The following is an 11,119-nucleotide window of genomic DNA, read 5'->3' as shown; positions in this document are numbered from 1 at the left end:
GCCGGCGGCCGCCCCTGTCGCTGACGCCGCCGCTCCGGCCGCGGCTGTCGCGACCCCGGCCGCCGCTCCCGCCACCGCCCCGGCCGCGGCTCCTGCCGCGCCGGCGGTCTAAGACTTAGATTGCAGGATTAGTCCGATGGCTCACGCCGCAGACATTGATCATCACGACGACGCCCACGGCGCCGACGACAAGCCGCCCTTCTTCGCTCGCTGGTTCTTCTCGACGAACCACAAGGACATCGGCACCCTCTACATCCTGTTCGCCATCATGGCGGGCCTGGTGGGCGGGGCCCTGTCGGGCCTGATTCGCTGGGAACTGATGGAGCCGGGCATCCAGGTGTTCTCGGACACCGGCATGCTGGCCCAGATGGGCCTCTTCAAGGGCAAGCACGGCTATAACGCCGTGGTCACCGCCCACGCCCTGATCATGATTTTCTTCATGGTCATGCCCGCCATGATCGGCGGCTTCGGCAACTGGTTCGTTCCGATCATGATCGGCGCGCCGGACATGGCCTTCCCGCGGATGAACAACATCTCGTTCTGGCTGCTGGTCGCCGCCTGGGTGCTGCTCTGCACCTCGATGTTCGTCGACGGCGGTCCGGGCCACGGCTTCGGCGGTGGCTGGACGATCTATCCGCCGCTCTCGACCACGGGCCACAAGGGTCCGGCCATGGATCTGGCGATCCTGTCGCTCCATCTGGCCGGTGCCTCGTCGATCCTCGGCGCGATCAACTTCATCACCACGATCTTCAACATGCGCGCGCCGGGCATGACCCTGCACCGCATGCCGCTGTTCGCCTGGTCGGTGCTGATCACCGCCTTCCTGCTGCTGCTGTCGCTGCCCGTCCTGGCCGGCGCCATCACCATGCTGCTGACCGACCGTAACTTCGGCACCCACTTCTTCGACCCGGCCGCCGGCGGCGACCCGGTGATGTTCCAGCACCTGTTCTGGTTCTTCGGTCACCCGGAAGTGTACATCCTGATCCTGCCAGGCTTCGGCATCATCAGCCACATCGTCTCGACCTTCTCCAAGAAGCCGGTCTTCGGTTACCTGGCGATGGCCTATGCGATGGTCGCCATCGGTTTCGTCGGCTTCGTCGTGTGGGCGCACCACATGTACACCGTCGGCATGAGCATCAACCTGCGCGCCTATTTCGTGGCCGCCACGATGATCATCGCGGTGCCGACCGGCGTGAAGATCTTCTCCTGGATTGCCACGATGTGGGGCGGCTCGATCAGCTTCAAGACTCCCATGCTGTGGGCGATCGGCTTCATCTTCCTGTTCACGGTCGGTGGTGTCACCGGCGTGGTCCTGTCCAATGCCGGCATCGACTACAGCCTGCACGACACCTATTACGTCGTCGCCCACTTCCACTACGTGCTGTCGCTGGGCGCGGTGTTCGCCATCTTCGCCGGCTTCTTCTACTGGTTCGAGAAGATGTGGGGCGTGAAGTACAACGAGTTCCTGGGCTGCCTGCAGTTCTGGATCATGTTTGTCGGCGTCAACCTGATCTTCTTCCCGCAGCACTTCCTGGGCCTGCAGGGCATGCCGCGTCGCTATGTCGACTATCCGGAAGCCTTCGCGAAGTGGAACTACGTCTCCACGGTCGGCTACCTGATCACGGTCGTCGGCGTGGTGGTGTTCCTTATCCTGCTGCTGGAAGCGGCCATCCGTCGCCGCAAGGCCGAGGCCAATCCGTGGGGCGAAGGTGCCACCACCCTGGAGTGGACCCTGTCTTCGCCGCCGCCGTTCCACCAGTTCAGCGAGCCGCCGGTGATCAAGGAAGACGATCACCACTGATCGCCGACCTGAAGACAGACTGAAACGCGGGGGCGCGGTCTGGACCACTTAAGGGTCCGGGCCGCGCCCTTCGCCCATAAAGATCGCTATAAACAAGTATCGATGTCGATGACCGCCGCCATGACCCCGGATCCCGCCGCGCCCGAAGCGGACGCGCTGCCTGAGACCCAGGTTGCGCGCTGGCAGGACTACTTCCAGCTGCTCAAGCCCCGCGTCATGTCGCTGGTGGTGTTCACCGGCCTGACGGGCCTGCTGGCGGCCCGCGCGCCGGTCAATCCGATCCTCGCGGCCGTGGCCGTGCTCTGCATCGCCGTGGGGGCCGGGGCCTCCGGCGCACTCAACATGTGGTTCGATGCCGACATCGACGGCCTGATGCGCCGCACGCGCGGCCGGCCCGTGCCGTCGGGCAAGATCCGCGGCGACGACGCCGCCGCCCTCGGCGTCGTGCTGTCGCTGTTTTCGGTGATGCTGCTCGGCATGGCCGTGAACTGGCTGGCGGCCGGGCTGCTGGCCTTCACCATCCTGTTCTACGCCGTTGTCTACACCATGTGGCTGAAGCGCTGGACGACCCAGAACATCGTCATCGGCGGCCTCGCCGGGGCCCTGCCGCCGGCCATCGGCTGGGCGGCCGCCACCGGCTCGGCCCCGCTGAACGCCTGGCTGATGGTGGCGATCATCTTCTTCTGGACCCCGCCGCACTTCTGGTCGCTGTCGCTCTACATCACCACCGACTATGCCAAGGCCGGGGTGCCGATGCTGCCGGTGGTCAAGGGGGCCAAGGCCACGCGCCTGCAGATCCTGCTCTACAGCCTGATCCTGATCCCGATCTGCCTGTCGCCGGTCCTGACGGGCCTGGGCGGCCCGCTCTACCTCGCCGTTGCGGCCCTGGGCGGGGCGGTGTTCCTGCTGCTGGCCGTCCGCGTCTATCTGAGCAAGGCCGGCGATGCCGCCGATCCGCGCGCCGCTGACCGCGACCTCTATGAGGTCAGCGAGGATGCCAAGGCGGCCGGCGCCAAGGCTGCCCGCAATCTGTTCGCCTTCTCGATTCTCTACCTGTTCGCCCTGTTTGCCGCCCTGCTTGGCGAGGCGGTCGTCGGGGTCAAAGCGCTGGAGTTGCTGTCATGACCAAACTCGTCGAGGACGACGCGGCCGCCCGGGCCCGCAAGGGGCGAAACATTGCCCTGGGTCTGGGTCTTGTGGCCTTTGTGATTCTGATCTTTGTGGTGACTCTGGTGAGGCTTGGCGGAAATGTCGCGCATCGTCCCTTCTGATCCCGTCAAGGCGCTGGCCGGCAAGCGCAATGCGCGCGTTGCCCTGATCTGCGCGGCCGCCTTTTTCGGCATGGTCGGTGCCGCCTACGCCTCGGTGCCGCTCTACAAGCTGTTCTGCCAGATGACCGGCTTCGACGGCACGGTGCGCAAGGCCGAGCTGGCCCCGACCCGCATCCTCGACCGCAAGGTCACCATCCGATTCGATTCGAACATCCGCGAGCTGCCCTGGAGCTTCTCGACCGAGCAGACCAGTCAGCAGGTGCGGATCGGCGATACGGGTCTGGCCTTTTTCAAGGTCACCAACAACAGCGACAAGGCCATGACCGGCCGCGCGATCTACAATGTGGTGCCCGAACAGGCGGGGCCCTATTTCCAGAAGCTGGAATGCTTCTGCTTCAGCAACCAGACGATTGCGGCCGGTCAGACGGTCGAATTTCCGGTGGTCTACTTCGTCGATCCCCAATATGCGGACGATCCGGAGACCAAGGGCAAGGGCGAGATTACCCTCTCCTACACCTTCTTCCCGGCCGTTCTGGACGATCCGAAGCAAAAACAGACCGCTTCGACCACGCCCCGTATCGTTCAACCCCTTGGCGGCGCGCCGTCTAGAGGGCTATAGCGTTTCATCAAGACGCGCGACGGCGGGGGGACCGGCCATCGCGACCAAAGGGATATAAGGGTTAGCACCACCATGGCCCACGGCGCCGTCAAGCACGACTACCACATCCTGCCGCCCAGCCCCTGGCCCTTCGTGGGTTCGGCGGCTGCCACCATCATGGCCATCGGCCTGATCGGCTGGCTCAAGGGCGGCGTGTTCGGGATTGAAAAAGGCAACTGGGCGATCTTCGCCGCAGGCTTTGCCGGCATCCTTTACACCATGTTCGGCTGGTGGTCGGATGTCGCCAAGGAAGCCAAGGCCGGCGACCACACGCCGGTCGTCTCGATCGGCCTGCGCTACGGCATGATCCTGTTCATCGCTTCGGAAGTGATGTTCTTCGTGGCCTGGTTCTGGATGTTCTTCGAGATGGCGCTGTTCCACGAGCACCGCACCCTTTCGAGCATCGAAGAAGTCCGCACCGCCTGGGCCGCCTGGCCGCCGGCCGGTGTCGAGACCGTCTCGCCCTGGCACCTGCCGCTGGTCAACACCCTGACCCTGCTGCTCTCGGGTACGACGGTCACCTGGGCCCACCACGCCCTGCAGGTCGGTGACCGCAAGGGGGCCAAATACGGCCTGATCCTGACCATCCTGCTCGGCGCGCTGTTCACGGCGATCCAGTTCTACGAATATGCCCACATCAATCACGAGCAGCTGTTCTATTCGGAAGCGGCCGCCAATTCGGGCCTCTACGGCTCGACCTTCTTCCTGGCCACCGGCTTCCACGGCTTCCACGTGTTCGTCGGCACGCTGTTCCTGATCGTCTGCCTGATCCGCCTGATGAACGGGGCCTTCACCCCCAAGCAGCACTTCGGCTTCGAAGCCGCCGCCTGGTACTGGCACTTCGTCGACGTGGTCTGGCTGTTCCTGTTTGCCTTCATCTACGTGATCTTCGGCGCGTCGACGCACTAGGTCATACGCTTCGAGGGGGCCCGGAACGCCAGACAGCGTTCCGGGCCTTTTTCATTTTCGGGAGGCCGCATGGCCCAGGTAAACCCCTTCCTCGCCGGCGCGACCGGCCACTGCCCCAAGTGCGGCGAGGGCTATCTGTTCGAGGGCTTCCTGAAGATCGCGCCTGTCTGCGAATCCTGCGGCTTTGAGCTGGGCCGCCACGAGACCGGTGACGGGGCCTCGACCTTCATTATCCTGATCGCCGGCTGCGTCGGGGCCTTCGGCACGCTGTTCTCGATGTTCGCCTGGGGCTGGCCGGTCTGGCTGCTGCTGGTGGTCTGGCTGCCGGTGACCCTGTTCCTGAGTCTTGGTCTGATGCGTCCGGCCAAGGGCCTGATGGTCGCCGCCCAGGTCGCCAACAAGGCCTCCGAAGCGGGCCGTCGCGATGTCTGAGGCCCCTGCCGTTGCGAAGAAGGCCGGCTTTCCGTTCGGCCTGACGATCGCCGTCGCGATCGCCTTCGCGATTCTCTGCGGCCTCGGCGGCTGGCAGATGAAGCGGATGGCGTGGAAGGAAGACCTGCTCCGGCGGATCGAGACGCTGAAGACGGCTCCGGCGGTTCCTGTGGGGCCGGTCCTTGCCCAGGCCGTTCGGGGCGTGGACGTGGCCTGGACGCGGGTCTCCGCCGATTGTCATCCTACTGGCCTGCCGCCCCTGAACCTCGCCTACGGGGTCCGGGACGGTGACGTCGTCTGGCGGGCCCAGGCGCTCTGTGCGCTGGAAGGGGCACCCTACAGCCTGATCCTCGTCGATCGCGGCGTCGTCCCGGACCTGACCGGTCAGGTCAAGGCCCCGGACCGGGCCTTTGTGGAACCAGGCCAGGTGACAGGCATCCTGATCCCCCTGGCCCAGCTGGGCGGCGATCGGGCCCAGGCCGTCGCCTCGATTGCCGGCGCTTCCCCGGCTCCCCTGGCCCTGATGGCCGAGCGCGAGACGCCTGCCCCGGCCGGGATCACCCCCGCACCGTTGCCGGCAGAAATTTCCAATCGGCACCTGGAATACGCCCTGACGTGGTTCGGTCTTGCCGTAACCCTGCTGTTTATCTATGCCGCCATGCTCTGGCGGAGACTGAGACCCTGATGCGCTACGTTTCGACCCGCGGCGAGGCCGCCCCGATCGGATTCCTCGACGCCGTGCTGGCGGGCCTGGCCCCGGACGGCGGCCTCTATGTGCCGGCCGAATGGCCCAGCTTCACCAGGGCCGAGATCGCCGCCTTCGCCGGCATGACCTATGCCCAGGTGGCGACCGAGGTGGTCGGCAAGTTCGTCGGCGACGACATCCCGCGCGAGGACCTGGCCCAGATGTGCGAGGAGGCCTATGCCACCTTCGCCCACACCGCCGTGACGCCGCTGAAGCAGCTGGCTCCCAACCGCTTCCTGCTGGAGCTGTTCCACGGCCCGACCCTGGCCTTCAAGGACGTGGCGATGCAGCTGCTGGGGCGGCTGTACGACTATGTGCTGGAGCGCCAGTCGCGCAAGATGACCATCATCTGCGCCACCTCGGGCGATACCGGCGGCGCGGCGGTCGAGGCCTTCCGGGGCCGCAAGAATGCCCGCATCGTGGCCCTGTTCCCCGAAGGCCGGATCAGCGAGGTCCAGCGCCGGTTCATGACCACGGCCACCGACGCCAATGTGGCCTGCGTCTCGATCCAGGGCTCGTTCGACGACTGCCAGGCCATCGTCAAGCAGGCCTTCCAGGACGACCAGTTCCGCCATGCTGTGGACCTGTCGGGCGTCAACTCGATCAACTGGGCGCGGATCGCCGCCCAGAGCGTCTATTTCTTCACCGCCGCCGTGGCCCTGGGCGCGCCTGAGCGGGCTGTGGCCTTCGTGGTGCCGACGGGCAATTTCGGTGACGCCTATGCCGGCTTCGTGGCCAGCAAGCTCGGTTTGCCGATCGCCCAGATCACCGCCGCCACCAATTCCAACGACATCCTGGCCCGCACCTTCGAGGAGGGCCGCTATGCCCGGGGCGCGGTGGCCGCGACCCAGAGCCCGGCCATGGACATCCAGGTGGCCTCCAATTTCGAGCGGCTCTATTTCGAGGCCGTGCGCCGCGACGGCGTCGAGACCGGCCGCGCCTTCCGGGGCTTTGCCGACAGCGGTCTGATCGACATCCCGCCCTCGGCCTTTGCGATGATGCGCGAGCTGTTCCGCGGTGCGTCGGTCAGCGAGGCCGATACCGCCAAGACCATGCTGGCCACCCTCAACGAGACCGGCGAGGTCATCGACCCGCATACCGCCGTCGGCGTGGCGGCGGCGGCCGGCGTCCGCCTCGAGGATGCGACGACGCCGGTGGTGGTCCTGTCCACCGCCCATCCGGCCAAGTTCCCCGAAGCCGTGGCCGCCGCCTGTGGCCTGGTGCCCGCGACTCCGCGGACCACCCCCGACCTGTCGAAAAAGCCCGAGCGCTTCGACCGCCTGCCCGCCAGCGGCGAGACGGTGAAGGCCTTCGTCCGGACCTTCGCGGCCAATACGTGAGGGCGTTTTCGCAAATCCTCCCCCTGAAGGGGGAGGTGTCGGCGAAGCCGACGGAGGGGGAAGGCCTGACGACTCATTGCCGACGACTCCCACAGACCTTCGGTCGCCTCCCCCTTCAGGGGGAGGGTTGCTGATGACCACCACCCTCCACACCCTCCCCAACGGCGTCCGGGTCGTTTGCGATCCCATGCCGGGGCTCGAGACCCTGGCGCTCAGCGTCGTGGCCGGGCGCGGCGCGGCCTGGGAGGATCCGGCCCGGTCGGGCTGGTCTCACCTGCTGGAACACATGGTCTTCAAGGGGGCCGGCACACGCACCTCGCGCGACATTGTCGAGGTGATCGAAAGCCAGGGCGGCTCGATCAATGCCGCTACGGGCTATGAGCGCACCAGTTTCCAGGTCCGGGCCCTGAAGGGCGGGCTGGAGCTGGGCATGGCGGTCATCGCCGACCTGCTGCTGCGTCCCACCCTCGATCCGGCCGACCTGACCCGCGAGAAGCAGGTGGTGCTGCAGGAGATCGCCGAGGCTGCCGATGCGCCCGACGACTATGTCTTCGACCTGATCCAGAAGGCGGCCTGGGGCGACCATCCGGTGGCCCGCCCGATCCTCGGCTCGGTCGAGACCGTCAATGCCGCCACCACGGAGGCCCTGTCCGACTGGCGGGGCGCGCTCTATGCCCCCGACCGCCTGCTGGTCAGCGCCACCGGCGCGGTCAGCGAGGCCGAGCTGCTGGCCGCTGCGCAGGCGGCTTTTGGCGACATGCCGGCCGTGCCGGGCGTCCCTGAGCCGTCCGGCGCGCCGTTTGTCGGCGGGCATGAGGCCGAGGTGCGCAAGCTGGAGCAGTCGCATCTGGTGTTCATGCTGCCGGCCTGCGGCGCGCGCGAGCAGGACTATTTCGCCCTGCGGATCTTCGCCGAATGCCTGGGCGGCGGGATGTCGTCGCGTCTGTTCCAGGAGGCCCGCGAGAAGCGGGGTCTGGCCTACAATATCGATGCCTATTCCGACACCTATGCCGACCACGGGGCGCTGGGCATCTATGCCGGCTGCGCGGCCAAGGACGCGGTCGAGACCGCGAAGGTCTGCGCCGAGCAGCTGCTCGCCCTGGCCCGCCGCATCGAGCCGGCCGAGCTGGCCCGCGCCAAGGCCCAGCTGAAGGCCCACATGTTCATGGCCCGCGAGCAGCCCCTGTCGCGGGCCGAGCAGGCCGCCGGCCAGGTGCTGCTGTTCGACCGGCTCTACCCCACAGCCGAGCTCGCCTATGAGGTCGATGCGGTGACCCCGGCCGATATCGTCCGGCTGGGCCAGCGGTTACTGGACGGCCGGCGTTGCGCGACGGCGGTCCTCGGCGCGAAGGGGGCCCTCAAGGCGGGGCCGGCCTTCGAGAAAGCCCTGTTCTCCGCGGCCTGACGATCGCGTGTCGGTCTGCTAGAAGAGGGGACGGTCCGGACGGTGCACCACCCGGCGCTCGGGTCCTGACCGGCCGATCTGTCCAGTGCTCGAACGTCGCGTGCCCCGGCCGCGACCGGGGATGTCCGTGCCGACCTTCTTTCCGATCCTGCGCCCGCGCCCCGGCCTGAAACTGCAGGGCAGGGGCGTCTATCTTCGACCGCCACGGCTGGAAGACTACCGGGCCTGGTCCGAGCTTCGCCGGACCTCGCGCAACTTTCTGGAACGCTGGGAACCGACCTGGCTCGACGATGATCTGGGCCGTCGCGCCTTTCGCAGCCGTCTGGGGGCCTATGCCCGCGAGCTGGAGACCGGCGAGGCCTGGCCGTTCTTCGTGTTCCGCAAATCCGACGATGCCCTGATCGGGGCCGTGCGGCTGTTTCACGTCCGGCGCGGGGTCTCGCAGAGCGGCACCATCGGCTACTGGGTCGGCCAGAGCCATGCCCGCAAGGGCCATATGAGCGACGCCGTCGCCACGGTGATCCGCTTCGCCTTCGAGGGAATCGGCCTCCACCGGCTGGAGGCGGCCTGCATGCCGGAAAATGCCGCTTCGGCCTCGCTTCTGCTGAAATGTGGCTTTTCAGAAGAGGGTTATGCCCGCGCTTATTTGAAAATTAACGGCGAGTGGCGAGATCATCGTTTGTTCGGACTTGTATCGCGACTCTAGCGACCCGGTCCGGCGAAGGGCGCCATTCGGGCGTGGGATCGGTAATGTCGTTTCGGGCTACGGACCGTCGGATCTGGGACACCACAGCGACTCTCGAGGCGCTGGGCGCGGCTGATGTCGCGCTGTGGATCTGGGAACCTGAAGCCGACCGCCTGCGCGTCAACGGTTCGGCCCGCGCCCTGGGCCTTGGGCCCCTTGCCCCCGAATGTTCTTCCGCCGCCTTCCGCGCCCTGACCATGCCCCAGGACCGGGCCCAGGCCGAGGAGGTGCTCCGCTCGCGTGAGCCCGGCTCCGAGGTCGTCGCCCGGCTGCGGATGCGCGGATCCGAGACCTGCATCTGGCGCGGGGTCTGGCTGGAAGAGGGCGTGCGCGCCGCCGGTGTGGTCGCCCCGGAAGTGAAATTCTCGGCCTCGGGTCGCTGCGACCTGACCGGCCTGCTGGACCGCAAGAGCTTTATCGCCCAGGCCCGCGAGCGCCTGCGGACCGAGGGCATGCATGAACTGGTCGTCGCCGATGTCGACCGGCTGCGTCGCCTGAACGAGGCCCTCGGCCACGAGCGTGCCGATCTGGTCCTGGCCGCCCTCGGGTCGCGTCTGGCCGCAGCCTTCCCGGCCAGCGCGGTCATGGGCCGCATCGGCGAGGACGAGTTTGCCGTGCTGTGCGAGCCGCGCGGCTTCGAGCCGGCGGAAATGCTGCGCACGGCCCTGGAACAGCCCCTGCGGGTGGCAGGCTTCGACATCCATCCCACCCTGTCGATCGGCGCGGTTTCGACCGAAGGCGGCGAGGACGCCCCCGAGGCGACCGAGCTGTTGCGGCGGGCCGAACTGGCCGTCGAGGCCGCCGCCTCGGTCGGGCGCGGCGGGGCTGCCGCCTATGGCCGCTCGATGGAGACCGACGGGCTGTCTCGACTGGCCCTCGAGGCCGACCTGCGCGGGGCCATCGCCCGCGGCGAGATCACCCCCTATTTCCAGCCGGTCGTCCGGCTGTCGACCGGCGCGCTGTCCGGCTTCGAGGCCCTGGCCCGCTGGCTTCACCCGCGCAGGGGCATGCTGCCGCCCGACGAATTCCTGCCCCTGATCGAGGAGATGGGGCTGATGAGCGAGCTGGGCGAGCACATGATGCGCACCGCCGGCCGCCAACTGGCCGCCTGGCGGGCCAGCCATCCGGCGGTCGGGGCCCTGACCGTCAGCGTCAACCTGTCGACCGGCGAGATCGACCGCCCGGGCTTGGTGCACGACGTGGCCCAGGTGCTGAAGATCAACAACCTGCCGCGCGGGGCCCTCAAGCTGGAGGTCACCGAGAGCGACATCATGCGCGATCCCGAGCGCGCGGCGGTGATCCTGCAGACCCTGCGCGATGCGGGGGCCGGCCTGGCCCTGGATGATTTCGGCACCGGCTTCTCGTCGCTGCAGTACCTGACCCGCCTGCCGTTCGACACGCTGAAGATCGACCGCTACTTCGTGCGCACCATGGGGGCCAACGAAGGCTCGGCCAAGATCGTCCGCTCGGTGGTCAAGCTGGGCCAGGATCTCGATCTGGAAGTGGTCGCCGAAGGCGTCGAGAACGCCGAGATGGCCCACGCCCTGCAGGCCCTGGGCTGCGACTACGGCCAGGGCTTCGGCTATGCGCCCGCCCTGTCGCCACAGGAGGCCGAGGTCTATCTGAACGAGGCCTATGTCGACGGTGCCGCCCCGGTGAAGGCGCGGGGGTAGGCGGCAAACCCTGGCCCCCTCCGGGCCGCTTCGCACCCCTCCTGCCCCATAGGGGGAAGACCAGATCGGCACGCTTCATCTTCCCCCTAAGGGGGAGGAGCGCCGCAGGCGCGGAGGGGGCGAGTGACTCCGTCCAGGTC

Annotated in this window: 11 protein-coding genes; all 11 read left to right on the top strand. The window is 67.5% G+C overall.

The features are described 5' to 3' along the window. Positions 1-136: 136 nt before the first annotated feature. A complete protein-coding gene (gene ctaD, locus DBR10_RS08295; RefSeq protein WP_108504318.1) occupies positions 137-1,801 on the top strand; it encodes a cytochrome c oxidase subunit I in 1,665 nt (554 codons plus the stop codon). Positions 1,802-1,903: 102 nt separating this feature from the next. After that, positions 1,904-2,926: a heme o synthase gene (gene cyoE, locus DBR10_RS08290; protein WP_108504319.1), complete on the top strand. Its 1,023-nt coding sequence runs from the start codon at positions 1,904-1,906 to the stop codon at positions 2,924-2,926. After that, positions 2,923-3,072, top strand: a complete 150-nt coding sequence (locus DBR10_RS08285; RefSeq protein WP_108489627.1) for a hypothetical protein — start codon at positions 2,923-2,925, stop codon at positions 3,070-3,072. The genes cyoE and DBR10_RS08285 overlap by 4 nt, the downstream gene beginning before the upstream one ends. Beyond that, positions 3,050-3,691 (top strand): cytochrome c oxidase assembly protein, encoded by a 642-nt coding sequence (locus tag DBR10_RS08280; protein WP_108504320.1) that lies wholly within the window; start codon positions 3,050-3,052, stop codon positions 3,689-3,691. The genes DBR10_RS08285 and DBR10_RS08280 overlap by 23 nt, the downstream gene beginning before the upstream one ends. Before the next feature lie 72 nt (positions 3,692-3,763). Continuing rightward, a complete protein-coding gene (locus tag DBR10_RS08275) occupies positions 3,764-4,639 on the top strand; it encodes a cytochrome c oxidase subunit 3 (RefSeq protein ID WP_108504321.1) in 876 nt (291 codons plus the stop codon). Positions 4,640-4,708: 69 nt separating this feature from the next. Further along, complete coding sequence (locus DBR10_RS08270; RefSeq protein ID WP_108504322.1) at positions 4,709-5,071, top strand: DUF983 domain-containing protein; 363 nt, start codon at positions 4,709-4,711, stop codon at positions 5,069-5,071. Continuing rightward, positions 5,064-5,756, top strand: coding sequence for an SURF1 family protein (locus DBR10_RS08265; RefSeq protein WP_108504323.1), 693 nt, complete (start codon positions 5,064-5,066; stop codon positions 5,754-5,756). The genes DBR10_RS08270 and DBR10_RS08265 overlap by 8 nt, the downstream gene beginning before the upstream one ends. Then, entirely contained in the window at positions 5,756-7,156 is a 1,401-nt protein-coding gene (thrC, locus tag DBR10_RS08260; RefSeq protein WP_108556257.1) for a threonine synthase, read from the top strand. Before DBR10_RS08265 ends, thrC begins: the two co-directional genes overlap by 1 nt. A gap of 133 nt (positions 7,157-7,289) precedes the next feature. Beyond that, a complete protein-coding gene (locus DBR10_RS08255) occupies positions 7,290-8,561 on the top strand; it encodes a M16 family metallopeptidase (RefSeq protein ID WP_108556256.1) in 1,272 nt (423 codons plus the stop codon). A 121-nt stretch (positions 8,562-8,682) separates the two neighbouring features. Further along, positions 8,683-9,267, top strand: coding sequence for a GNAT family N-acetyltransferase (locus DBR10_RS08250; RefSeq protein ID WP_108504041.1), 585 nt, complete (start codon positions 8,683-8,685; stop codon positions 9,265-9,267). A 44-nt stretch (positions 9,268-9,311) separates the two neighbouring features. Beyond that, positions 9,312-10,979, top strand: coding sequence for a putative bifunctional diguanylate cyclase/phosphodiesterase (locus DBR10_RS08245; RefSeq protein ID WP_108504040.1), 1,668 nt, complete (start codon positions 9,312-9,314; stop codon positions 10,977-10,979). Positions 10,980-11,119: the final 140 nt, after the last annotated feature.

It is taken from the genome of Caulobacter sp. HMWF025 (assembly GCF_003060965.1).
Lineage (GTDB): Bacteria > Pseudomonadota > Alphaproteobacteria > Caulobacterales > Caulobacteraceae > Caulobacter.
Note: the sequence above shows the minus strand (reverse complement) of the source record. Positions and strands in the feature narration are given on the sequence as shown.